The organism is Bacillota bacterium (genome assembly GCA_030019365.1).
GTDB lineage: Bacteria > Bacillota > Sulfobacillia > JACIYH01 > JACIYH01 > JACIYH01.
In genome coordinates this window covers 124,840-149,220 of record JASEFA010000005.1, presented here as the reverse complement: position 1 = coordinate 149,220, position 24,381 = coordinate 124,840, and the positions used below count along the sequence as shown (strand labels likewise).

Below are 24,381 nucleotides of genomic sequence, written 5' to 3'. Positions count from 1 at the left end.
GCCACGGTCCGGGGTGGCGGCGTTGAAGCAGCAGCGAGAAACAGGCGGACGTACGAGGAACGGCTGGGAGGCACTCGCCCGGGAGCACATCGACCGGAGTTCCTTCGTGCCCCCTTACTACCAGCTGGCCCAGATCATAGAACGTCACGTGCGCAGCGGCGACTTCGGACCGGGGGATATGTTGCCGCCTGAGGCCGAACTCGCCCGCATGTTCGGCATCAGCCGCATGACGGTCAGAAAGAGCATCGAGAAACTGGCCCAGCTCGGCCTCGTCACCGCCAGCCAGGGCAGGGGCACTTTCGTCAACCAGCCACCCCTGGAACACGCCACCTTCAGCCTGCCCGAGTTCGCCGAAGACATGCGGGTGCGCGGGCTCCGCCCTTCCTGCCGCCTCGTGGAGGCCAAGGTGATGCGGGCACCCGCCGAGGTGGCAAGCAAGCTCAACCTCGACCCCGGTCGCCGCGTGTTATTCGTGAGGCGATTGCTGTACGCCGACGACGAGCCCATGGTCTACGACAGGAAGTACCTGCGGTACGACCGCGGGCAGCCCATCCTGGAGGCGGAGCTTGAGTACATGAACCTACCGGCTGTGATGGCTCGGTACTCGGGCGTCCTCCCCGGGGATAGCCGGTTCGTGGTCCGGGTAGCCCGCTGCAGCCACGAGGAGGCGGCGCTGCTCGGAGTGGAGCCGGACTCCCCCGCCTTCCAGGTCGAGCAGTTCGTCCATTCCGCCGACGGCTCGCTGGTGGGCTGGGGAATGCTGGTGTATCGCGGCGACCGCTACTACTTCACCTCTCTGCCCCGTCTGCTGAGATAGCCGGAAACCCGGAAGACACCTGGGGGGGGACAAAAATGGGCACCCGCGCGAGGAAAGGCACCAGCTTGGCCGCTGCCATCGCCGACCTGGACGAGGAGCGTACCCTGCAGGCCGTGCGCAGGCTTTTGGGTCGCGGGCGCTCCCCCCTCTACATCGTGGAAGAGTGCCGCAAGGGGTTGGCCGAGGTGGGGGAAAAGTACGCCCGGGGCGAGTACTTCCTCAGCGACCTGGTCATGTCGGCGGAATTGTTCCGCGAGGTCATGGCTTTCATCTGGCCGGCCTGGGTGGGGGAACAACCCGGCGATGCACCCGACGCCAGCATCGTGGTGGGCACGGTCCACGGTGATATCCACGACATCGGCAAGAACATCGTCGTTTCCATGTTGCGCTCGCATGGCTTCCGGGTCCGCGACCTGGGGATTGACGTCCCGCCCAGCGAATTTGTGCGCCCGGTGCACACCGGCCAGGCCAGGATCGTGGGCATGTCGGGGCTCGTCACCGCTGCCTTCGACTCGATGAAGGCCACCATCGAGCTGCTGCAGCGGGAGGGGCTGCGGGACCGGGTATTCGTGATGATAGGCGGGCTGGTGGACGACAGGGTAGCCAGGTATGTGGGGGCGGATGCCTGGGTGCGGGACGCCGCCCAGGCCATCCCCATCTGCAACCGCGTGCTGGGCTCACCTCCGCTGGACACCTGAGAAGGCACGCGCACATTGAGACGGTGGAACCACCTGCCGCGTGCGAATTGACCCCGGCGGGCAAGCGGCTGACCCGCCGGACTCCGAGCATCCCTCGTCACCAGCGTACGAAGCGCATAACATTCTTGCGTCCGTCTATACGCCCGTCAAGCACTACGTCGCATTCGCATAAGGTGCCTATCGAGTAGGTCGAGAAGTGGTCGGCTGCCAAGGGCTTAACGCTGCAAACACGTCTATAACGCAAGTGAAGGCTTTCATCCAGGCTGCGACCTCTTGGCCAGCCACAGGACCTTCTCCGCAACATGATCAGCGGTCTCGGGTACCGGCGACATGAGAAAGCCTCCGACCTCCGGGCCGTAGACCACGGGGTTCCACTCTACCTGGTAGCCGCCCCGATGATACTCCTGTTCGGTTGGCAGGTACCCCAGATAACCGTTGACATACCCACAGAAAAAGGCTGTGTCTGAGCCCACCCGCCGGGCCACTTCAATGGCGATCTCCGTAAAGGGCTCCATCGGGATGCCCGCGATGAATCCATCGTTGATGCGCATCAGCTGCACTCCCAGGTCCATCTCAAGGTCGTAGATCCCTCGCGCCAGAAGGTCGATGACAGCCTGCAGCCAGGGCGTGGTGTCCACGCCCCACTCTTTGGCGGCTATGGCGGCCTTCTTCACTGCCTCCTCATAGCAAGGGAGGCGGGTGAGCCGCATATTCAGGACGGAGGATTGTGACCACAGGACCGAAATCTCCCGGGGCTTTATCTGGCCGAGGACTGGCAGAACCGCCCCCCGCAGTATCCTTGCTGTCGTGTCCAGGTCGGAAATCGATCCCCTGTGCAGCGGATTGACATTTCCAGCCGAACCGATTACGAACCCGACAGGGCAGTTCAAGTCCTTTGACAGAAGACTGCGTGTCCAGCCGATGTAGTCCCCGGATATGGCCAGGCTGTCACCCTGCAGAACATTGGCATGAGCGCTGCATACGATCACGATGCCCAGCAGACTCCCTGACTCAGCGTCGTCTATCCGGAGTACTCCTACGCGGTCATCCAGGGGCCCGTCAGGGTTAACACCCATGCGTGCCTTACCGTCGGGCCCAAGCTCCCGGCTGTTGACCCCGATAGAGGCACGGGTCACACCCCAGCCCAAACGACACCGACGGCGACTCCGCCAGGCCTCGCATGCGGCCGCCACGACCCGGTCCGAAAGAGAACGTCTGTAGGCTACCCATTCCGGCTTCCCATCGAGGGTTTCGGGTCCCGAATGGGTGTGGCTGAAACATACCATCACGCTCGCCGTGGACAGGCCGAGGTGATCCGCGATGCGTTGCCTGATCTCGCTCGTATGGGCGACAAGCATGCCTGCGTTATCAACACTAACAAGAATAGCCCCAGCATCATCCGACTCCAGGGCAAAGGCCGTTGCCATCAGAGGGTCCAGAATGGAATTGGAAGGAAATGGTCTGTGATAACCGACCAGTTCTATGCCGATAGGTGGCGTGATATCCCGCACGGCTGCTCCTGCCGCAGAAACTCTTCTCTTGCTCGTTGGATTTCCCTCCCGGAGCTCATGTCAGAGGTGTGGACGCTGCGTCGGCAGTCACCCGTTCCTTCGCAGGAAGCACTCCTTCCCATGATGTCGCGCCATCCAGGGATGTGTAAGGTAATTCACCCACCCCTAGGCATGTGGCGTTACTTGAATTATGCCATGTTGATAGCGTCCTGGTATGAGACGCCGCCGGTGATGTCACGCGTGATCAGACCTGCGCATGAGTCGGTAAGTCTTGTCCACCATGAGCACGTGGTTGGAGCTGCTCACCGGGTCCAGGACCCCCGGCGTCAAGGTCGGGGAACTGGCTTCGGGAGTCGCTGCACCAGGACCGCCCGCTTAGTACCAGACGGCGACCACGACCTCTGCTCCACAACCGGACGCAGACACGACTTGCCGCAGTCGATCCGGCAAGGTAGGAGAAATGGTCACAGGACAGGGTGGCGTCCGCCACCAAGGGCTCGGGCGGCGCGGGAGGGCGCCCGGCGCAAGACCGTGCCGGGAAGAGCGCCCGTGTGGCGGCCACCCTCCGCCACCACCTGCCCGTTCACCAGCACCCAGGCGATCCCTACTGGGTAGCGCTTGGGCTCCCGGTAGGTGGCGGTGTCCCGGATGCGGTTGGGGTCGAAGACGACCACGTCCGCCCACATCCCCGGTAGGAGCAACCCCCGCTGGCGGATGGCCACGCGGCCGGCGGGACCCGACGTCATCTTGCGGATGGCTTCCTCCAGGGAGAGCACCCCTCGCTCCCGCACATAGCGCGCCAGCACCCGGGGGAAAGTACCGAAGTTGCGGGGGTGGGGATGCCCGACGGCCAGCGGCCCCTCGGTGGCCAGGGCGGAGCCGTCGGACCCGATGAGCGACAGGGGATGACGGAGCAGGGTCATCACTTCCGCCTCAGTAGTCTCGAAGCGGATGACCTGGACCAAACCCTCCCCCTCCACCAGCAGGTCGAAGGCGGTCTCGTAGGGGTCGCGCCCGCGCGAGGTGGCAATCTCCGCCAGGGACTTTCCCTCGCCGGGGTGCCCGCCCGCGCGGCCCACCCGGGCCACCAAGAACTCCCGCCACACCGTCGGGGGATCGTGACCCTCGAAAAGCTCCTTCCGCATGCCCTCCCGTATGCGGGCCCGGTCCTCGGGCCGTGCCAGGCGCTCGAGCAGCGTCGACCGACCCCCCTCCACCGCCCAGGCCGGGAGGTAGGCGCTCAACCAGGTGCTGGCTGCCGTATACGGGTATACATCAAAGGAAACGTCCACCCCGGTCCGCAGCCGGTACCTGCCGATGAGGCCGAGGGTATCTTCCGCCCGCCCCCGGTGGTGCCGGCCCACACCCTTATGGTGCGATATCTGCACGGGTTCGCCCGAGAGGCGACTCACCTCCAGGGCCTCGCGCACCGCCTCCACCACGCCCCCTTCCTCGTCCCGGATGTGGCTGGAGTAAAAGGACCTGTGGCGGGCAGCCACCCGGCACAGCTCCACCAGTTCCCCCTGGTCCGCCCACGAGCCCGGCGCATAGGCCAGCCCGGTAGAAAGGCCCCAGGCCCCCTGGTACAGGGCTTCGTCCAACAGTGACGCCATCGCCGCGACTTCGTCCGGGGAGGCCGGCCGGGCCTTCTGTCCCATCACCCCCACCCGCAGGGTACGGTGGCCTACCAGGGTGGCCACGTTCACCGACACTCCGCGGCGGTCCAGTTCCCCCAGGTACTCGTCCACCGTGCGCCAGTTCCAGGGCAGGTGGTCGGCCAGGTGGCGGGCGGTATCCTGCAGGTACTCCACCGCCGGCCCCTGCAGGGGGGCGGCGGAAAGACCGCAGTTCCCCACCACCTCGGTGGTGACCCCCTGCAGGACCTTGCTCAGGGCCCGCCCGTCCACCAGGAGGGCCAGGTCGGAGTGGGAATGGATATCCACGAAGCCGGGGGCCACCACCATCCCGGTGGCGTCCAGCACCTGCTGCGCCCGAACCCCGTCCAGGTGGCCGACTACGGCAATGCGTCCTCCCCCGATGCCCACGTCCGCGCGTACCCAGGGGTTACCGGTACCGTCCACCACCATGCCCCCGCGGATGACCAGGTCCAGCGGCTCTTCTGTTTCCACCTTCGCTCCCCTTGTGAGTCTCCCGGGCCGACTCCAACTGCTGCGGCACTAGCGCACGCCGGCTTGCTCGCGCATGGTAGCGGGTGCCTCCATGGGCAGGGGCCGCAGGTACCGCTTCATCAGGCGCAGGGCGCGGGCGGGATCGAGCCGACCGTACAGCCCTCCCACGATGCTGACCAGGTAGGAAGCGTCCAGGAGGACTTCTCCCTGCGGGCGCAATACATGGGGTTCGCCGGGATCGTACAGGGCTCCCGAGGCGATGATGCACAGGTCCTCCAAGTACCAGGGGTCGGCGTCCCGGCACTTGTGGTAAATGGTTCCGCCGATGAGGAGCGTGGTGCAGCGGTTGTTGAAGAAGTTCACCCCGTACTGCAGGAAGTAGGTGTCCGTCTCCTGCACCTTCCCCACGTTGTTCCTGGTAGTGATGGCCATGATCTCCCGCCCCAGGTGGGAGTGCAACCAGCTCTCCTCCTCGGAAGCAGCCAGGTGGTGGGGGTGAGCTGACAGGTAGCGCAGGTAGCCGTTGACGTCGAACAGGGCACCCGGCCGGTCCGAGCTGAAGAACCGGTGGAATACCTCTTCGGCGCCCGGCGCCACAACCCTGCCGGCCGCGCCGGCGGGAGACATTCCCACCCGGCTGGCCGCGCCGGCGACAGGCACTCCCCCCTGGTCAGCCGTCCCGGCGAGGTCGGGGCGGGGGCGGAAGCCAGGGAAGCGTCGCCAGAACCGGCGCGAGAGGTCTTCGCCCACGGTGCCATCGGCGAACCGGGGAAGTTCCAGCAGGTTCTCGGCGTCGTAGGCCAGCCCGAACTTGCCCTCCACCCGGCGGTAGGCCAGGGGAGCGTTCGGGGTCTTCAGGATGGTACGCTTGACCTTCTTGCGGGGGTCATGGCCCGGGTAGGCGTAGAGGGGATTGGACCCCACGTTGGCGTAGAAGTCCGTGGTGGCGCCCCCGATGTCCAGCGCCACCAGGTTGCCCAGACCGGGCTCATCCTGGTATCCCCTGGCCAGCAGGTTGATGCCCAGGAAGGCGGCCCGTGGGGTGGGGAGGAAGGGCGCGCTCATGTACTCCTCCACCACGTCGAACCCCTTGCCCCGGATGATCACGGTTTGGAAGAGGTCGCGGATGGCCTCGTTCACCGCCTCGATGCGGAAGGTGTTCACCTCGGGCATCACGTTGGGGGTGACGCGCACGTCTACCCCGTTCAGGCGGAAAATGCGCTCCACCTGGGCGGCCACGTCCTGGTTGCCCGCGTAGATCACGGGGATGCCGTAGCGGGCGTAAGAGGCGCGGCGGGCACCCTCGCCCAGCAGGCGGGCATTGTGGAGGATGATCTCCGCCTCCCCACCGTAGTCAACCCCGCCCGCGAGCAGGATCATCTCGGGCCGGTCGTGGCCGTAGATGCGGTCCGCAAGCTCTTCGGTGAGGCGGCCCGAGTAGCTCCCCACCAGCTTGGCCCCGGCGGTGAGGGCCGCCAGCTCCGCTGCCTCGCTGCTTTCTTCCCGCACCAGGCCCACCGTGACCACCTTGAGCCCGCCCTTGGCGCTGGAGCAGGGGAGCTTGATGTCATAATCCGCCATGACGCGGGCCAGGGGCTCCCAGTCCCCGCGTTCCCGGCACTCTCCCAGCACGCCCAGCCCGTGGGCCAGGCCCTCGCGCAGGTCCTCCGGGGTGGTGGGCACGTAACGCAGGCAGAAGTCCTCCCGGTCGGTGTCAAAGGTGCCGATCTTGGTGAAGGTGCTGCCGAAGTCCACCACCAGCACCCGCCTGCCCTCCACCCGGTGGATACCCACCCGCTCGCGGAAGGCCCGCACCACCGACTCGTCGATGGTCTCCGGCAGCTCGCTGATGTAGGACTCCTCGTCCGCCACCGAGATGCTGCGGTCGAAGTACCAGGGATAGCGGGCCCGCACCAGGTCCACCCGCTCCATCTCGTCCTTCACCTTACGGTGGTCGAACTCGTCGATGCGGCAGCAGCCGTCCACCATCTTCGTCCGGCACCTGCCCACCATCTCGTAACGCTTATCTAGCACGGTGAGCTTGGGGGCCTGGAAGAGACCCGTCTGCAATGCCAGGTCCAGAGTGTCGGGGCTGATCATGCCGCACTCGCCGCCCGGGTAACTGGCCCCGTCCACCAAGGAGAGGAGCATGGTCTCGTAGTTGCGCGCACGCGCCTCGCGATCGGGCCGCCGGGCCGCCTCCTCGGGGGACACCGCCCACTCGCGGAAGCTCTGCACGGTGACCGGCCCCTGATATCCCCCCATGAGGGCCAGGTGCAGGATGTTGTACATGGCCCCCCGCTTGAGCTCCTCCTTACGCGCGAGCAGGGCAGGGTCGGCAAGGATGTCCGGACGCTGGCCCTTGTAGAAGTCCTTCACCACCTGTTTCACGATCTCGCAGGACTCGATGATGTCGCGAGCCCTGGCCTCGTGGTGGGCCTCCGGGAAGGAGACCACGTGGATGATGTCGGGGTCCACGAACATCTGCCACCAGGTGGTGACGGCCAGGTGCCCCTTGGCCATGTTCAGGTTGGGGGGGAAGCTGGAGAGCCCGCCGCGGGTCTCCTTGATGATGCGGAAGTCGTAGTGCCGGGTGAGGGGCTCGATAAGTTCGTACGCCGCCTGCATCTTGGCCAGATCCATGAGCCCGGAGATCTGGGGCGGCAGGTCGAACATGAGCTGCATGATGTAGTGGCGTATCCCCATGTTGAGGGCCACCACCCCCGCCACCACGTGGTCGGTAACGTACATGTCGTCCGAGCAGTTGCGCAGCTGCCACTGGTGGGGATCGTTGATCTCCAGGGGCTTGTCGAGGGAAGCCCACCAGCGCATCACCCGGAAGTGCTCGTCGAAGGAGTCACGGATGGAAATGGGTCCCCGGCCATCCAGCTCGTTGTAGAAGAACATGGGCACGGCGGGGAAGGGCATGTGCAGCGTCTCTTCGAAGACCTGCGCCAGCTCGAGCAGTTCATCGGTACCCGAGTAGATGCGGATCATGGGGAAGTTGCCCCGCCGGGTGGCCTCCTTCAGGCGGATGAGGTCCTCCTTGCTGCGGATGGGTACCCCGCCCTGCCCCTTCAGGTACTTCTCCGGGTCCTCCTCCCCGCGGATGAACTTGGCCAGGTAGGCCTGGCTGGGCTGGTCGGGCCCCAGGGAGACGATCTCCAGGGCCCCCGTCTCGGCTACCTCCTCCACGTCGCGGATGGTGGGCTCCACGCTGTCGGCGGCGATACCGATGTGGGCCCGCAGGATGGGACGGTCCTCCCGCTCCCGCACCTGCCGGATGCGTTCGAGGAGCTCGTCCGACCACTCCTCCTCCTCGGCCCGGCGGGGGGGCTTGCCCTGGGCGAAACCCAGCAGCTCCTCCATGGTGACGAAGTCATCCACGATGAGGGCGAAGAAGTCGCGGAACTTCTCCCGGTGCCGGTACTCCTCCGCCACTCTATCCAGGTCGTAGTGGCGGTCCTCGGGCAGGGAGAACCGGTCCTCCAGCACGGGCCGCCCGGTCATGGCCCGCACCAGGTTGGCGGCCGGGCGCAATCCCCCGAAGCAGTAGCGGATCCCGCTGGCCCCGGGGTTGAGCCCGTACTCCCACGCCTTTTCCACGAACTCCTCCACCAGCTTATCCACGTGCAGGTCACCCAGCCGGATGGAGATGCCCACCACCTCGGGCCGCGATTCGCGGATCTTGTTGATGACCTCGGCCACGGGTACGGCCGGACCCAGCTTGATGGCCACGTATCCCAGTCCCAGGTCCTCCATCCACTCGGCGAAGGACTCCACCCCCAGGGAGTGGACGCAATCCCCGATGGCCGCCACCATCACCCTTCTCTTCCTGCTCGCCTGCACAGTCTCGCTCATGGTCCCCCATGCCTCCCGCTCATCTTCCTGCTCCGGCCCCGCACCAGGCCTTCAGTCCCCCGGCACGCGCTGTGGCCGGGCGTGGTGCCGCTGCATGCCCCGCCCATCGCCGGCCCAGCCCAGGGGGCGGCCTGTCCGTCGCCGCCCCCGCAGCCGGCGTCGAGTTCGCCTGCCAGGGCCTGAGCCAGCGTATCGATGCCGTAGCGCTGGGGCGCCCGGCTGCGCGCCACTCCCTCCGGTGACAGCCTGCCGTCCCGCAGCCAGGGCACCCCCATCCATTCGCCCACCTCGGCCAACACCCGGTCCACAACCGGCGTGGGCACGCCTGCCAGTTCCGCCAGCCCCCTGGTGACGAGCAGCCCGAAGGGTACGTCCTCGGTCAGGTAGCGCGATTCCAGGTCGGGCCGGCAGCCTCCCGGCACCTCCACCACCGGCAGGCGGATGCCCCGGTAGGCCCGGTTGCTGGCCAGCGCCCTCGCCAGGTCGCCGTCGTCCTCTATCTGGTCGCGGTAGGCCTCCTTCAGCCAGGCAAAAATATCCACCACCGCACCCAGGTCGAGCCCTTCCCGGTACCGGAGCAGGGCCTCCTTCAGCGCCATTACCTCAGCGCTCAGGGCAGCCACCAGGCGGGTTCCTTCCTCCCCCGCGTCCTGGTAGAAAAACGGCAATTCCCCGCTCGCCAGGGGCCGGCGGGGAAGCCGCTTCACATGTACGTACATGAGGCCGGGATGCAGGATCTGGCCGGTGTTGGCCAGGGTCATGGCGGTGAGCCCCCCCGCGGGGACCACCCTCACCCCCAGCCACGCACTCAACCGGCGGGCGACCTCGGCCGCCCTGCTCGGGGGCCGGCACCCCACGAGCACCCGCGCCTTGGCGCCCAGCACCCGCACCCGCTGCCCGAAAACCTCGATACGGCATGCCCAGGGCAGGGTCTGCGACCCGCAAACCACCAGCCCCGGCACCCGCTTCGCCAGATCACCCACCTGGTACTCCAACCCGCCCCGGGCCGGTATCGCCGCCACCACCGTCCCGGGGCCCAACCAGGGACTGAGTTGTTCAAGCAGACTCTCGTGGGCGAAGGCGGGAGCCACCAGCAGGACCGCCCCCGCTCCGGCCGCCAGACGGGGATCGCGCGTCACCACCAGCCGTGAGGCATCCACTGCCCATTCCCCGGTGGGAGCGACCACGGTCAGCCCCGCGGCGCGCAGGGCCCGCAGCACCCTCTCGGCCTCATCCCGGTAGGGTAGGTACCACACCACTTCCAGGGACGTGCGCACCGCCAGGGTGGCCACCACCACGTGGGCGCCATGCCCGCCCCCCGCCACCACCACCCGAGTTCCGTTCCCGGTGGTGCCCCCGTCCCCTGCCGTCGTCTCTGCTTCGACCACTGCCCGCGTCACCGTTCCGCCCGCCTGCAGCAAGGCTGTAATAACAGGTCATTACCAGTATACCATATTCTGCGGCCCGCGGGCAATTCCTTCCGCTGACGCACGACAGGCAGCGGCGTGGCCCCCGGCGCGGACCGCAACGTTCAGCCTGTGACCGTCGCCGGCTCAGAATATATCCCGCCTCAATGGGGCTGGGCCGGTGTCCGCCGCAAGATGTGGCCGGGTCGCGCTCCCGTGTGCACACCTTGCTCGACTACCAGCACCCCGTTCACAAGCACATACCAGATGCCCTCGGGAAAGCGGTGGGGATCTTCGAAGGTGGCGCGGTCGGCCACGCAGAGGGGGTCGAAGACGCAGAGATCGGCGGCGTAGCCGGGGGCCAGCACCCCCCGATCGGGCAACCCCAGCTTGCGGGCCGGCAGGTAGGTCATCTTGCGGATGGCAGCCTCCGGGGTGAGGACGCCCTCCTCCCGGACGTACCGCCCCAGCACGCGGGGAAAGGTGCCGTAGTAGCGCGGGTGGGGCCGACTGCCGGGGTCGGGCCCGTCGGGGCTGGCCGCCCGTCCGTCCGAGGCCACCATCACCTCCGGGTCCGCCAGGATCATACGGACATCCTCTTCCTGCATGGCCCGGGCCACCATCTTCACGTGGCCCCGCTCCTCCACCAGCAGCTCCATCACCGCGTAGGCGGGGTCCTGCCCCTTCCGGGAGCCGATCTCCGCCAGGCTCAGCCCCTGCAGGTGAGCGTTCCTGGCACTCCCCACGTGGGAGATGCGGATATCCGCCCAATCCAGGTCGAGGAGGGGTGGTTCCCAACCCGCCGGGGCCGGCTCGGCTCCGTACGTCTGTGCCCTCACTCTCTCCCGTACCTCGGGCCGGGCCAGCAGTGCGGCCATGTGCTCCACGCCTTCCGTCCGCACCCAGGGCGGGATCAGATCCTGAAGGCCGCTGCCGAAGGCGGTGTACGGGTACTGGTCGGCGTCAACGGGCAGGCCTTCCTCCCGCAACCTGTGCAGGCAGGCCAGCCGCTCCCCCGCCCGGCCCCAGCTACGACGGCCCTCGGCCTTCAGGTGGGAAACCTGCAGGGAGACCCCGGTCTGCCGCACCACCCCGACCACTTCCCGGAGGGCGTCCTCCCAGTGAATACCCTCATCGCGCAGATGCACGCTCAGGATGCCGCCTGCCTCGCGCACCAGCCGGCACAGGGCCACCAGTTCGCCGGGGGTGGTGAAGGCGTCGGGAACATAGGCCAGCCCCACGGAGATCCCGAAAGCCCCCGATGCCAGTTCCCGGGAAAGCATCTGGCGCATGATGTCCAGTTGCGCCTCGTCGGGCGGCCCCGGGGAGAAGCCCATCACCGCCACCCGCAGGGTGCCCTGCCCCACCAGCGTGGCCACGTTCACGGAGACCCCCCGCGCCGCGAGCCAATCCATGAACCCGGCCAGCGTGGTCCAGGGTAACTCCAGGTGGCCGTCGCGGGCCGCGATGGTGTTGCTCAGGTAATCACGCAGGGCCGCCAGTCGCCCGGTCGTGGTGGGAGCCAGGGTAAAGCCGCAGTTGCCCACCACTTCCGTGGTCACGCCCTGCCGCACCTTGCTGTCGGCCGTGGGCAGTTCGGGCAGGCTGAGGTCGGAGTGGGAGTGGATGTCGATGAACCCCGGGCAGACCACCATGCCGTCCACCGGCAACACTCGCCGAGCGGGGCCTCCCACCCGGCCCACGGCCACGATGGCACCCCCGCTGACGGCGACGTCACCGCTGCGGCCGGGCCGGCCGGTGCCGTCCACCACAGTGCCCCCGCGCAAGACTATGTCGTACAATCGCCTGTCCCCCCGTCTTCCCCGTCTACTGCTTCATACGCGGGTCCAGGGCATCCCTCAGGGCGTCGCCGAAAAGGTTGAAGCCCAGCACGGTGAAAAGAATGGCCAGCCCCGGGAATACGGTAAGCCAGGGAGCCCGGTACATGAATGTGCGGCCGGCATTGAGCATGGATCCCCAACTGGGCAGAGGGGGCTGGGCACCCAGGCTGAGGTAGCTGAGGGTGGACTCCACGATGATGGCGTCCGCCATCCCCAGCGTGGCCATCACGATGATGGGGGCCAGGGCATTGGGCACCAGGTGCCGGAAGAGGATGCGCCAGGAGGAGGCCCCCATGGCACGCCCGGCCTCGGCGAACTCCTTCTCCCGCAGGCCGAGAATCTGACCACGCGTGACACGGGCGTAGGACGGCCAGGTGACCAGCCCTAGCGCAATCATGGCACTGGTCAGGCCCGGCCGCAGCACCGCCACCAGCGCGATGGCCAGCAGGATGGTGGGGAAGGACCAGGCGATGTCGATCAGGGTCACCACCAGGTGATCGACCCAGCCTCCCAGGTAACCGGCGGCGGCCCCCGACAAGAGCCCGAGGCTGACCCCGATGCCCACGGCCACCGTACCGACGGAAAGGGAAATGCGGCTGCCGTACACGATGCGGCTGAGCACATCGCGCCCGAAGTCGTCCGTGCCCAGCGGGTGGGCCAGCGAAGGCGGCTGCAGCACCAGGTCCAGGTTTTGGTCGGCGTAGTGGGAGGGCGCCAGCCAGGGAGCTGCTGCCGCGGTCACCAGCAAGAGAAACACCAGGGCAGCACCCGCCAGGGCAGCCTTGCGGCGCAGAAGCTGCTTCCACACCCGGCCGAGCTGCCCGTCCCCTGCCAGCCTGCTTTCCGTGAGTTCGTCCATGAGGTACCCCTGCTACCTGAACTTGATGCGGGGATCGGCCACCGCGTACAAGACGTCAGCAAGGAGATTGCCCAGCATGACGCTGAACGCCAGGATGAGCAACACCCCCTGTACCACCGGGTAGTCCCGCGAAAGGATGGAGTTTACCAGCAACCTGCCCATCCCGGGGCGGCTGAAGACCATTTCCAGGGTGACGGCACCGCCCACGGTCCACCCCAGGCGCAGGCCCAGCAGGCTGATGATGGGGATGACCGCGTTGCGCAGGGAGTGCTTGTATATCACCACCCGCTCGGCCAGCCCCTTGGACCTGGCCGTGCGTACGAAATCCTGCCTGATCACTTCCAGCATGGCGGACCTGGTCATGCGTGCCACCAGGGCGGCCCCGCCCAGCCCCAGAGTGACCGCGGGCAGCACGTCGTGGGCGAACGACCCGTGGCCGGAGACCGGGAACCACCCCAGCCGCAGCCCGAACACGTACATGAGGATCAGGCCCAGCCAGAAGGGGGGCACTGACACGAATACCAGTGCCCCCACCATGCTGGCCTGATCGACGAACGAGTTGGACCTGACCGCCGACACGATGCCCACGGGCACCCCCATCAGGTAGGAGAGCCCCAGTCCGGCCAGCGCCAGGCCCAGGGTGACGGCCAGAGCCTGACCCACCAGGTCGGCCACCCGCTCGTTGAGCAGCAGGGAACGTCCCAGGTCACCCCGGGCCACCCGAGCCAGGAAGAGGAGGTACTGCTCGTACAGCGGGCGATCGAGGCCCAGTGACCTCCTGATGCGTTCGTACACTTCGGGGGGAGCGTTTTGCCCGGCGATGAGGAGGGCCGGATCGCCGGGCGCCAGGTGCATGAGCAGGAACACCACCAGCGTCACGCCCACCAACACCGGGAGCAGCAGGAAGATACGGCGCCAGAAGTACTGGTACACTGTCGCGTCAGGCCCCCCGTAATGCCCGCAGGCTCACTTGAGCGTCACATCGTTGAAGATGGTATAGAGCGGGTGCATGCGGAAGTTCTGCACCTTGTCCGTGCGCACCGCCTGCACCTTCTCGGGGAACCAGATCGGGCACCACACCGCCTGGCTGATCAGGTACTCCTGCAGGACCTTGTAACCCTGCTCCCTTGCTTCCATGTTGGGGGCGTACTCGGCAGCGTCGATCAACTGGTCCGTCTTCTTGTCCACCCATCGGGAGTGATTTGGGTAGGGGAACTGGGAGCCGTACAGGAACCACTGCAGGATGTCCGCGCTGGACCAGGAGTACTCCCTGATGAAGAGCTCCTGCTTACCTTCCTTGAGGAAGGCCGCGTAGCTGGCGTTGTCATACTGGGTTATCTCGGTCTGGATGCCGATCCTGGCCAGGGCTGCCTGCACCGCTTCCGCCACACGCACATGCTCCGTCTTGTTCAGGGTGGCCAGGTTGCACTTGAACCCCTGGGGATACCCTGCTTCCGCCAGCAGCTTCTTGGCCTCTTCCGGGTCGTACCGGTGGGCCTGCTGGTCCTCCACGTACTCGGGCAACAGGGGTGGCAGGTAGCCATAGGCGGGGGAGGCCACCCCGAAGAACACCGACTTGACGATGGCCTCGCGGTCGACGGCCAGGTTAATGGCCTGCCGCACCTTCACCTTGTTAAACGGCTTCTTGTCGGTGGCGAACGCCAGGTAACCCAGGCCGAAGTGCGGCTTGCGGAAGACCTGCACGTTGGGCAGCTTGCTGACGCGCTCGACGTCCTGGGGTGCCACTTCCAGGAGGAGATCCACGTTCCCCGCCTCAAACTCCATGAGACGGGTGGCCGCATCAGGTATGATGCGGTACTTGATGTTCTTGATAGGAGCGGGACCCTTATTCTGCACGAACTCCGGTCCCCACTGGTAATCCGGGTTGGCCGTGACCAGCAGGTGGTCACCCGGTACCCACTCAACGAACCGGTATAGCCCCGTCCCCACCATCTGCTTGGTGCCGTATTCGTTGGTCCCCTTGGGACCGTACTTCCGGTACGCCTCCGGGCTGATGATGCCCGCGTAGGTTGTGCTGAGCTTGAAAAGAATGTTGGGATAGGGATCTTTGAGGTGGAACTCCACGGTATGCTCGTCCGGGGTTTCGATGCGGGAGATGAAGGCGTAATCCGAAGCAGAAGGCGATGCGTTCTCGGGATCCAGCAGGGCTTCAAAGAACCACTTAACCGCCGCCGCGTTGAAAGGTGTGCCATCGTGGAACTTCGCATCCTTGCGCAGCTTGAACGTCCACACCTTCCCGTCGGGGGACGAACTCCAGCTCTCCGCCAGGTGGGGCCGGTACTTGAGGTCGAAGTCCCGCTCCACCAACCGATCCATCACCGTGTAGTGGGCGTCGGTGGTCCACGAGGTGCGGATGTGGTCCAGGGTCTCCCCTTCCCTGGCCAGGGCTACCACGATGGTATCCCGCGCAGGCTTCTCCGCTTCCGGTGCACCCTGCTTTGGCCCCCCTGCGCACCCTCCCAGGATCAAAGACACTACCAGCACCGCTGCCGCAGCCGACGCCAGAACCCTGCCGCCGCGACTCTTCATCATCGTCACTCCCTCCTTCCAACTCAGGCTAGCTTCCCGTGTGGCCGAAGATGTCCCCGGTTACTTACCACCTCCCGAAGCTGTCGCGCCTTTCCCCCCGCATCGGTGTGGGTACGCCCCCTGGGCAACACGTTATCGCGGGAGAACTGGTCATGACCGGTCATAATGAGCGGTGCATTCTCCACACGCCTGCCCTTTTCCTGCCGACGGCCCGCCGAAGGAGCGCACAGCCACCGCAGGAGGGACTGGTCTGGCTCCCTTTTCCTGGCCGTTGGGCCGTGCTATGATGATGGGGGCGGCGCTGGGGGCGCGTGGGAGCGTAGCAGGGCTTCGTATGGAGGTGATGGGGTGGCGGCGACAAGGCTGAGCATAGACCACCGCGGTCCGGTGCCGCTGCACGCTCAGTTGAAGGAGATCCTGCAGAACTGGATCGAGAACGGGCACCTGCGCCGGGGCGAACGCATGCCCTCGGAGCGCGAGCTGTGCGAACGCTTTCGGGTGAGCCGTACCACCGTGCGCCAGGCCCTGGCCCAGGCTGAGCGGGAGGGGCTGCTCCTGCGCATCCACGGCAAGGGCACCTTCGTGGCACCTCCCAAGATCGCCCAACCCCTGGTGCAGATCACCGGGTTCGCCGAGACCATCCGGGCCCGCGGACAGGAGCCGGCCATGCGCGTGCTGGGGGTGCGCGTGGTGCCCGCCGACGTGGCCCTGGCCGCCCTCCTGGGCACTGAGGCGGGCGCGCCCCTTACGGAAATGAGCATCCTGGGTCTGGCCGACGGGGAGCCCATGGTCCTGTACATATCCCACCTTCCGCCCGGGCTGGGCCCGCAGGTGGCAGAAAAGGCCCGGGAGCGGGCCGGGCAGGGCCGCTCCTTCACCATGTATGAGCTGTATGGGGAGATACTTGGTCTCAAGAGTGTGAACGTCCAGCAGACCTTCGAGGCCGTATCCGCCGACGAGGCTACCGCGCGCATCCTCCACCTGCGCAAGGGGGCACCCGTGTTCGCGGTGACGTCTCTGGTGAGGGACGACCGGGGCAACGCCCTGGAACACAGGCGAGCCAGCTACCGCGGGGACAAGTACCGCTTCAACGTGCAGCGGCAGTACCAGCTCTGAACAGCGGAGGAGGCCGCCCGATGGGCCGCCGGTACAGCAGGGTCCTGCGGGTCGACTGGGAAGTGGCTCTGGCGGGGGCGACCGGCAGCTACTTCCTGCGCTACCTGCAGGCTGGTGTCCGGCGTACGGCGGACGCCCTGGGCGCCTTCCGCCCGACGGAACGTCTCCCTGCGGGTGTTCTTGCGCTGGGAGCAACCGAGTTGCTCACGGGGGCAATCGGCCTCGTCCTCCTTCTCTGCCAGGCCATCCCCCGCGGCCGCCGCCTTACCCGTCGCCTGGCCGGGGTGTGCGCCCTGGCGTGGGCGCTATCCTGGGCGGCCTGGCTTTACTGGTGGGTGGGAACGCGCACGCCGGGCCTTCCCCTCTTCGCCACCTGGGCGGAATTCGGTCGCTTCCTGCTGCGGTCCACGCTGGCGGGGAGCCTCTTCTGGGCCGGATATCGCCTCCTGAGCCGGGGCCTCTCCGTGGCCGATCTTACCCTGCCTATCGCCCTCGTGGGCCTGGACGAACTGCGGCTGCGCCTTCCCGTGCTCATCGCCGCCGCGTACCGCAGTACGTGGGGCCCCGACACGGCCGACCTCCTCACGGTGTTCCTGCGGGCGACGGGGGGCGCGGCCCTCTCCGCATTCGCGGTGCTGCGCTGGACGGCGAGCTCCCCTGGCTACGGGGCGGCAACCGTCGCGGCCGCCTCATACGCGCTGGCGGATCTCACCCTGCTGTACGTCAACCATGTGGCCGGGCTTCCCCCGGGACGGGACCTGCTCGTTTCCTTGCCTTTCGTGACATTCTCCCTGCTGGTCGCGGCCCGGGCGGCACGAGAAGCACGCGCGCGCGATCGCAGGAAGACATCCCCGCCCGGCCGCATAGCATCTGGCAGGGGCAAATCAGGTGCCGCGCTCGACCAGGGCATCGAGGAAGCAACCGGGCCCGACCGGGTCCCGGGAAAGCCCGGTCCGGACCGTCAGGTTGATCGCGGGCCTGCTCCTGGCCGCGTGCTCGGGGGCAGTCCTCTCCGCGAGCATGGCGCCCGCGTACTCGCCCCTGGCAGCAGGAGCCTGGATTCCCCTGCTCGCCGGTCTCCACCTCATCCTCCCCCCCACCGTCCGGGGGCCGTCCGCCCTGCTGCCGGTCCTGGCCTGGGGTGTATTCCTGGCCGGTAACCAGGCTTCGGGCCACCTGGCAAAGGCGCTCACCCTGCTCCTCGTGTGGGCCTGCACCGCAGGGGAGGCAGCGTTTCACCGCGCCACCCGCTGGCGTTTCCTGGCCCTGCTGGGATCTCTTCAGGTGGTGGGTATCGAAAAGCTAAGGGCATTCCTCGAACGCGGGCTGGGCCCGCCCTGGGGACACGCAGCCTGGGCAGCCGCCTTCCATGCCCATCCCCTGTGCTATCCCGTGGCGGGGTGGCTGGGTCTCTCCGCCGCCGCGCTGGCCATCGTCCTCCCCCAGTTCCTGCTCGTCGAGGTATTCCTGCGTCTCACCCGACCCGGCAATCGTGCGCCGGCGGATAGACCCCCGCCCCCCGGCACGGTGCGGCCCTGGCGGAGGCTAAGGGCGTGGCTCCGGCCGGGACTGCAAGTGTGGATCAGGCCGGGGATGGCGGTGCTGCTCGCGGTGGGGCTGCTGGTTCCCTGGCTACTTCCCGGGCGGGTGGCCCGCCCCGCGCCCGGGAGCATCACCGTGGCCGTGGTGCAGCCGGGCTGGACTCACCGCACCCACCCGTTCATCCGCCAGGCGCTGCAGGCGGGGGACGCGCGCAGGGTTGCTGCGGTGCTGCTGGAGGAGGCGGAGGCAACGGCCCGGCGCGCAGCCGAGCAGGGGGCCCGGCTGATGGTGTGGCCGCTCGACTACCTTAACTTCGACCCCGCCACCGACCGGGCTGGCCGGGAGCGGCTTCTGAGCCTGGCCGAGGTCACCGGGGCGGTACTGGTGTTGCCCTTCGGATTCTGGACACCCGACGGCCCCGCCCACGGTGTGGCCGTCGTATATCCGGATCCCCGAGGTACACGGGGGGAGGAACGCCTCTTGAGCCGGACCTGGACCGGCCGGGGCCTGGTCTTCCCGCTGCACGGAGGCCAGATGACGTTTATGCCCCTCATCCCGAATCCGGCCAGACCCGCCGGCGGAGCGGCCGGACAGGAGAGTGCCCCGTCGGTGACACAGCTTCTGCGCCAGCTTCTTGGGTGGTTGGGGAAGGAAGCGGCGCAGGCCGGCCTGGCGCAACCCGGGTCAACCCTGGTCCTGACTGCCGCGCCGGCCGCCTTCTCCCCCCTGGACCTGGTGCCGGCCGCTGCCGCGGCGGGCGCCAGCCTGGTCCACGCCGGCTGGGGTGTGCCGGACGCGCCCGCTCGCCGCCGCGGACCCGCCAGACGACCGGAGGGCCTGAGCCTCATAGCCGACGCCCCCGGGTGGCATACCACCCTGTCGCCTCCCGGTGACGCATTGCTCCTGGCACCGGTGTCGCCCGGTCCCGGCCCGGCCCCCCTTGCCCGCGCAGACCCGGTGGGCTTGCTGGGAGTGCTCTCGCTCCTGGCAGGAGCCTTCCTGTACCGGCGACGTCCCACGCGCCGGGCCCCCGCTCACCCGGACGACAGTAGCAGCGGGGTGAGATGATGGCCAGATCGCGGCTCGCAGCAGCAGGCTCAGATGATGGCCAGCTCGCGGCCTACCTTTGCGAAAGCGGCCAGGGCAAAGTCCAGGTCCTCCCGGGTGTGGGTAGCCGTCACGATGGTGCGCACCCGCGACTTCTCCGCCGGCACCGTCGGGTAGCTGATCCCCTGCGCGAACACCCCCTCCTCATACAGCCGGTCGGAAAACTTCATGGTCTCCGGGCCCTTGCCGATGATCACCGGCGTGATGGGGGTCTCACTCGCCCCGGTGTCGAAGCCCAGCTTCTTCAGCCCCTCCTTGAAGTAACGGGCATTGTCCCACAGGCGCTGGATGAGTTCCGGCTCCTCCACCAACACCTCGATGGCCGCCATACACGCCGCCGTCACGGCAGGCGGGTGCGAGGTGCTGAACAAAAAGGGACGGCCCCGCTGGGTGAGCCACTCGATGAGCACCTGCGATCCCGCCACGTAACCACCCAGTACCCCAATCGCCTTGGACAGCGTCCCGATCTGCACGTCTACCCGCCCGTGCAGCCCGAAGTGGTCCACCGTGCCCCGGCCGTTGCGCCCCAGGACCCCTGAGGCGTGGGCATCGTCCACGTAAGAGATGGCACCGTACTTCTCGCACAGCTCCACGATCCCGGGGAGAGGAGCGATGTCGCCGTCCATGCTGAACACCCCGTCCGTGATCACCAGCTTGTGCCGGTACCCCTCCCGCTCCGCCTCCTTCAGCCTCTCCTCCAGCCCCACCATGTCCCGGTGGGGAAAAACCTTGATGTCAGCCCGCGAAAGCCGGGCCCCGTCGATGATGGAAGCGTGGTTGAGCTCGTCCGAGATGATGCAGTCCCCCCGGCCCACCAGGGCGGGAATGCACCCCGTGTTGGCCGTAAACCCGGCCTGGAACACCAGCACCGCCTCGGTGTGCTTGAACTCCGCCAGCTTCCGCTCCAGCTCCAGGTGCAGGTCCATGGTGCCGATGATGGTGCGCACCGCACCGGAGCCGGCCCCGTACTTCTCGCTGGCCTCCACCGCCGCCCGGATGAGCCGGGGGTGGGTGTTCAGACCCAGGTAGTTGTTGGATGAGAGGTTCACCACCTCTTTGCCGTCAATCACCGCCCGCGGCCCCTGGGCGCCCGACAGCACCGCCAGGGGACGGAATATCCCCTGCTCCTTCAGTTCCCGCACCTGCTCCTCCAGGTAGGAAAGGGCACCCGCCATGTGCCGCAACACCTCCCTTTCTTCACCTCACGCCATGCCTTCCGCCCCTGCTGCCCGAGCACCCGCACGTCCGCCGCAGCGACGGCCCTCAGACCGGGACACCGCCAGGGTACAGCACCACCTTACCACATTCCCCCCGGGCCATGAGCTCCATGCCCAGGCGGAATTCCTCCAGGGGCAGGCGGTGGGTGATCACCGGGCTCACATCCACCACACCCGAGTCCAGCAGGGCCCGCATCTGGTGCCAGGTCTCCCACAGCTTCCGCCCCGTGATCCCCTGCACGGTGAGACCCCGCATCACCACCTCGTTGCCCAGGTCCAGCTCAAACGGGGCCGGGGGGAGCCCCAGCAGGGCCACTTCCCCGCCCGGCCTGGTCCCCCGCAGGCCGGCCCGGACGGCATCGGGGTGGCCGGACATCTCCAGCAGGACGTCGACGCCCAGCCCGCCCGTTTCTCCCAGTAACGCAGCCGCCAGATCCTCCCGGCCAGGATCGATCACCCGGTGCGCACCCATGCGCAGGGCCAGTTCCTGCCGGAAAGGGTTCACCTCCGCTGCCAGCACCCTGACCGCACCCGCCGCCCGCGCGATGCCCACCGCACCCAGACCAATGGGCCCGCACCCCACCACCGCCACCGTGCGGGCCACCAGGGGGAAGTGCAGGGCGGTGTGCACCGCATTCCCCAGGGGCTCCTGCATCGACGCCACATCTGCAGCCAGCGCGGCCGGGTTCCGCCAGGCGTTCGCCGCCGGGATCACCACGTACTCGGCAAAACAGCCATCCCGATCCACCCCCAGGATGCGGGTGCTCTGGCAGACGTGGGCCTGACCGGTGCGGCACTGGTAGCACGTGCCGCACACCACGTGGCTCTCCGCCGAAACGTAATCGCCCGGCGACAGCGCCTCCACCCCCGGCCCCAGCTCGGCTACCTCGCCACAAAACTCATGCCCCAGCACCAGGGGAGGCTTCACCCGCCCGGCCGACCAGGGGTCCCAGCGGTAGATGTGATAGTCCGTCCCACAAATAGAGGCAGCCTTCACCTTCACCAGTACCTCGCCCGGACCCGGCCGGGGCACCTCCACCTGGCACAGCTCGGCGCCGGGGCCCGGCGCCGCCTTGAGCACCGCTTTCATCTGCCCATACCCCCCACCTCGTCCCCTCTCAACCTGCAGCCCACTCAAGGAGCCGCCCGCAGCCGGATTGCTGCCCGCGCGCTCGGCGGGCGCATTACCGTCACGGGAACTCGAGCAGCCGGATTCCGCCGCGGGCGAGCAGCGCAGCCGTGACCCCGGCTCCCGGCCGCATCCCCTGGGCAAAGGTGCCGTCATGAATGCAGGTGACGCCGCAGGAGGGACTGCGGGCCTTGAGCCAGGCTTCCCGGGCTCCCACCAACCGTGCCACCCTCAACGCTTCCTGAGCGCCGCGCAGGAAAGCGGCAGTGACGTCGCGCCCCTCTCCCGTCACCACCCGCGCCCGTCCCGCCAGCACGTCGGCGCCGTCACCACCGACGACCTCGGCCGGGGGCCGGGGCGTGGGTAGGCCGCCCAGGATTTCCGGGCACACGGGCACCAGACACCGGGTCGCTGCCGCCGCCACCACCTCGGCGGAGAAGCTGTGTTCCCCGTCGTAACGGCACTGCACCCCCAGCAAGCACGCGCTCACCAGGACCCGGTCCATGTTCCATCCCACCTGGCCTGGGCCCGCTTCGCCCCACCTCGCGCGGGCGCTTCGTGCCACCTCGCGCCGGCGCTTCGCCCCACCTGGCACCGCGTGGGCCCGGCAGGCAAAGCCCCCCGCGGAGTAACTCCGGGGGAGCTTGCACTCCCTGGTAGGATTCTATTCCCGCCCCTCTTCCCCCTGCCGCTGTCACGGGCGCGGTCAGAAGACCTGGAGGTACTGCTCCAGCTCCCAGGGATGGACCTGGGTGCGATAGGCGTTCCACTCGATGACCTTGGCGTCGCGGAACCGGTGGTAGATGTGCTCTCCCAGGGCCTCCTGAACGATGGGATCGCGGTCGAGCTCCTGTAAAGCATCCCACAGGGTACCGGGGAGGGTATCGACTCCCAGCATCTCCCGCTCGTCCGGCGTCATGTGGTACAGGTTGCGGTTTTGGGGAGCAGGCGGCTGGATACGCTTCTTGATCCCGTCCAGCCCGGCCTTGAGCATGACCGCCAGGGCGAGGTACGGGTTGCAGGAGGGATCGGGGCTGCGGAACTCGACGCGGGTGCTGAGGCCGCGCCGCGCAGGTACCCGGATGAGGGGACTGCGGTTGCGGTCCGCCCAGGCGATGTACACGGGCGCCTCGTATCCCGGCACCAGCCGCTTGTAAGAGTTGACCAGGGGGTTGCAGATGGCCGTCAGCCCTTTGGCGTGGGCCATCAACCCGCCAATATAGTGCATGCATACATGACTCAGCTGGCTGGGCGTGCCCGGATCGAAGAAGGCGTTCCCGTTGGCCCGGAACAGAGATTGGTGGGTGTGCATCCCGGAACCGTTGATGCCGAAGATGGGCTTGGGCATAAAGGTGGCGTGCAGGCCGTGCTTCAAGGCGATCCGCCTCACCGCCCATCGGAAGGTGGCCAGGTTGTCGGCGGTGGTGAGGGCATCGGCGTACTTGAAGTCTATCTCGTGCTGGGCGGGGGCCACCTCGTGGTGGGAAGCCTCCACTTCAAATCCCATCTTCTCCAGGGCCAGCACCATGTCGTGGCGGGCATCCTCGCCCCGATCCACAGGGGCCAGGTCGAAGTAGGACGCCTGGTCGTGGGTGCGGGTGGTCCCCCGCCCGTCGGGATCCCGCTGGAAGAGGAAAAACTCCGCTTCCACCCCCGCGTTCATGGTGTATCCCATGGCCTCAGCCTCGGCGACCACCCGCTTCAGCGCCAGGCGAGGGCAGCCGGCGAAGGGAGTTCCGTCGGGGTTGTAGACATCGCACATGAGGCGGGCAACGCGGCTGCCGTCCTCCGACCAGGGCAGCAGCACGAAGGTGCCCGGATCGGGCACCAGCAGCATGTCCGATTCCTCGATGCGCACAAACCCCTCGATGGACGATCCGTCAAACAGCACCTGCCCATCCAGAGCCTTGGGCAACTGGTCCGCGGGGATGGCCACGTTCTTGATAACGCCCAGGATGTCAGTGAATTGTAAGCGTACCTCGGTCACGGCTTCTTCCCTGGCCAGAGCCAGAACATCTTCCTTTGTAAGCCTCGGCATGCTGTATCTCCTCCCTCCCACGGGCTGGCGGCGCCCGGCTGGTGAGCCCCTGCGCGCGATCGGCGGGCCCGCAGCACCTTGGCAAGCTGCGTTGGCGGGCTGCGGCGCCCGGTCGCCAGGCCTGCAGACATCTCCCCTTCCGTCAGCGCGCCTTACGCGGAACCTGCTGCCGGTCCGGCCGGGCCTCCGGCGGCATCGGTATGACACCGAACCGCGACCGGGCGTCCTCGTACGGCCAGCCGTTATCCACGCGCGCGCCCTTGATGGGAACCGGACCTGCCAGCGGTCCCGCGAAGCGGCTCAGCCTGGTCCTGATGCTGCGCAGCGGTATCCCACTCTCCTTGAGGCGTTTGACGTGCTTCAAACGCTCCACATCCGCCTGGGAGAACAGGCGCTGCTCTCCTGGCGTACGGGCCGGGCTCAAAAGCCCCAGCTTCTCCCAGTACCTGATCTGGCGCTCGGTCAGCCCGGTCATGCCGCAGACTACACGCATGGGATAGACGGGCAGACGGTCATCACCCTCGGCCAACCCCTTTGCCCCCCTTTCTTTCCCGTCCGAC

At 67.5% G+C, this 24,381-nt stretch carries 17 protein-coding genes; 4 read left to right on the top strand and 13 right to left on the bottom strand.

Annotated features, from left to right (window positions below; translation table 11 throughout):
- The first annotated feature begins 22 nt into the window (after positions 1 to 22).
- Positions 23 to 817, top strand: coding sequence for a GntR family transcriptional regulator (locus QME70_09460; protein ID MDI6894815.1), 795 nt, complete (start codon positions 23 to 25; stop codon positions 815 to 817).
- 35 nt (positions 818 to 852) lie between these two features.
- Positions 853 to 1,515, top strand: coding sequence for a cobalamin-dependent protein (locus QME70_09455; protein ID MDI6894814.1), 663 nt, complete (start codon positions 853 to 855; stop codon positions 1,513 to 1,515).
- 254 nt (positions 1,516 to 1,769) lie between these two features.
- Here the strand turns inward: QME70_09455 and QME70_09450 are convergent, their stop codons facing one another.
- The 8 genes from QME70_09450 to QME70_09415 form a co-directional block, all read right to left on the bottom strand.
- Positions 1,770 to 3,026 (bottom strand): alkaline ceramidase, encoded by a 1,257-nt coding sequence (locus tag QME70_09450; GenBank protein ID MDI6894813.1) that lies wholly within the window; start codon positions 3,024 to 3,026, stop codon positions 1,770 to 1,772.
- A gap of 464 nt (positions 3,027 to 3,490) precedes the next feature.
- The gene (locus tag QME70_09445; GenBank protein MDI6894812.1) at positions 3,491 to 5,155 is read right to left on the bottom strand and encodes a D-aminoacylase; all 1,665 of its coding nucleotides are present in this window, start codon (positions 5,153 to 5,155) and stop codon (positions 3,491 to 3,493) included.
- A 48-nt stretch (positions 5,156 to 5,203) separates the two neighbouring features.
- Positions 5,204 to 9,016 carry a glutamate mutase L gene (locus QME70_09440; protein MDI6894811.1) on the bottom strand — a complete coding sequence of 1,271 codons (3,813 nt, stop codon included), beginning with the start codon at positions 9,014 to 9,016 and terminating at the stop codon, positions 5,204 to 5,206.
- Complete coding sequence (locus tag QME70_09435) at positions 9,013 to 10,416, bottom strand: NAD/NADP octopine/nopaline dehydrogenase family protein (GenBank protein ID MDI6894810.1); 1,404 nt, start codon at positions 10,414 to 10,416, stop codon at positions 9,013 to 9,015. The genes QME70_09440 and QME70_09435 overlap by 4 nt, the downstream gene beginning before the upstream one ends.
- Positions 10,417 to 10,586: 170 nt before the next feature.
- Positions 10,587 to 12,224 (bottom strand): D-aminoacylase, encoded by a 1,638-nt coding sequence (locus QME70_09430; protein MDI6894809.1) that lies wholly within the window; start codon positions 12,222 to 12,224, stop codon positions 10,587 to 10,589.
- 25 nt (positions 12,225 to 12,249) lie between these two features.
- Positions 12,250 to 13,122: an ABC transporter permease gene (locus tag QME70_09425; GenBank protein ID MDI6894808.1), complete on the bottom strand. Its 873-nt coding sequence runs from the start codon at positions 13,120 to 13,122 to the stop codon at positions 12,250 to 12,252.
- A 12-nt stretch (positions 13,123 to 13,134) separates the two neighbouring features.
- On the bottom strand, positions 13,135 to 14,055 hold the full coding sequence (locus tag QME70_09420) for an ABC transporter permease (protein ID MDI6894807.1): 921 nt from the start codon (positions 14,053 to 14,055) through the stop codon (positions 13,135 to 13,137).
- A 33-nt stretch (positions 14,056 to 14,088) separates the two neighbouring features.
- A complete protein-coding gene (locus QME70_09415) occupies positions 14,089 to 15,675 on the bottom strand; it encodes an ABC transporter substrate-binding protein (protein ID MDI6894806.1) in 1,587 nt (528 codons plus the stop codon).
- A 345-nt stretch (positions 15,676 to 16,020) separates the two neighbouring features.
- Between QME70_09415 and QME70_09410 the strand changes: the two genes are divergently transcribed.
- Positions 16,021 to 16,788 (top strand): GntR family transcriptional regulator, encoded by a 768-nt coding sequence (locus QME70_09410; protein ID MDI6894805.1) that lies wholly within the window; start codon positions 16,021 to 16,023, stop codon positions 16,786 to 16,788.
- A gap of 1,020 nt (positions 16,789 to 17,808) precedes the next feature.
- Positions 17,809 to 19,398 carry a hypothetical protein gene (locus QME70_09405; GenBank protein MDI6894804.1) on the top strand — a complete coding sequence of 530 codons (1,590 nt, stop codon included), beginning with the start codon at positions 17,809 to 17,811 and terminating at the stop codon, positions 19,396 to 19,398.
- A 29-nt stretch (positions 19,399 to 19,427) separates the two neighbouring features.
- Here QME70_09405 and QME70_09400 read toward each other — a convergent pair whose 3' ends face one another.
- From QME70_09400 to QME70_09380, 5 genes are all read right to left on the bottom strand, one after another.
- Positions 19,428 to 20,612 carry a glycine C-acetyltransferase gene (locus QME70_09400; protein MDI6894803.1) on the bottom strand — a complete coding sequence of 395 codons (1,185 nt, stop codon included), beginning with the start codon at positions 20,610 to 20,612 and terminating at the stop codon, positions 19,428 to 19,430.
- Positions 20,613 to 20,700: 88 nt separating this feature from the next.
- Positions 20,701 to 21,744, bottom strand: coding sequence for an L-threonine 3-dehydrogenase (tdh, locus tag QME70_09395; protein ID MDI6894802.1), 1,044 nt, complete (start codon positions 21,742 to 21,744; stop codon positions 20,701 to 20,703).
- 100 nt (positions 21,745 to 21,844) lie between these two features.
- Positions 21,845 to 22,288 carry a DUF523 domain-containing protein gene (locus QME70_09390; protein ID MDI6894801.1) on the bottom strand — a complete coding sequence of 148 codons (444 nt, stop codon included), beginning with the start codon at positions 22,286 to 22,288 and terminating at the stop codon, positions 21,845 to 21,847.
- Between the two features lie 201 nt (positions 22,289 to 22,489).
- Entirely contained in the window at positions 22,490 to 23,821 is a 1,332-nt protein-coding gene (gene glnA / locus QME70_09385; GenBank protein MDI6894800.1) for a type I glutamate--ammonia ligase, read from the bottom strand.
- A gap of 142 nt (positions 23,822 to 23,963) precedes the next feature.
- Complete coding sequence (locus QME70_09380; GenBank protein MDI6894799.1) at positions 23,964 to 24,350, bottom strand: MerR family transcriptional regulator; 387 nt, start codon at positions 24,348 to 24,350, stop codon at positions 23,964 to 23,966.
- Between the last annotated feature and the right edge of the window lie 31 nt (positions 24,351 to 24,381).

Coding starts and splice junctions, on each gene's coding strand:
- QME70_09415 (MDI6894806.1), bottom strand. CDS start 15,675: ATGATGAAGAGTCGCGGCGGCAGGGTTCTGGCGTCGGCTGCGGCAGCG.
- QME70_09425 (MDI6894808.1), bottom strand. CDS start 13,122: ATGGACGAACTCACGGAAAGCAGGCTGGCAGGGGACGGGCAGCTCGGC.
- QME70_09440 (MDI6894811.1), bottom strand. CDS start 9,016: ATGAGCGAGACTGTGCAGGCGAGCAGGAAGAGAAGGGTGATGGTGGCG.
- QME70_09405 (MDI6894804.1), top strand. CDS start 17,809: ATGGCGCCCGCGTACTCGCCCCTGGCAGCAGGAGCCTGGATTCCCCTG.
- QME70_09400 (MDI6894803.1), bottom strand. CDS start 20,612: ATGGCGGGTGCCCTTTCCTACCTGGAGGAGCAGGTGCGGGAACTGAAG.
- tdh (MDI6894802.1), bottom strand. CDS start 21,744: ATGAAAGCGGTGCTCAAGGCGGCGCCGGGCCCCGGCGCCGAGCTGTGC.
- glnA (MDI6894800.1), bottom strand. CDS start 23,821: ATGCCGAGGCTTACAAAGGAAGATGTTCTGGCTCTGGCCAGGGAAGAA.
- QME70_09390 (MDI6894801.1), bottom strand. CDS start 22,288: ATGGACCGGGTCCTGGTGAGCGCGTGCTTGCTGGGGGTGCAGTGCCGT.
- QME70_09455 (MDI6894814.1), top strand. CDS start 853: ATGGGCACCCGCGCGAGGAAAGGCACCAGCTTGGCCGCTGCCATCGCC.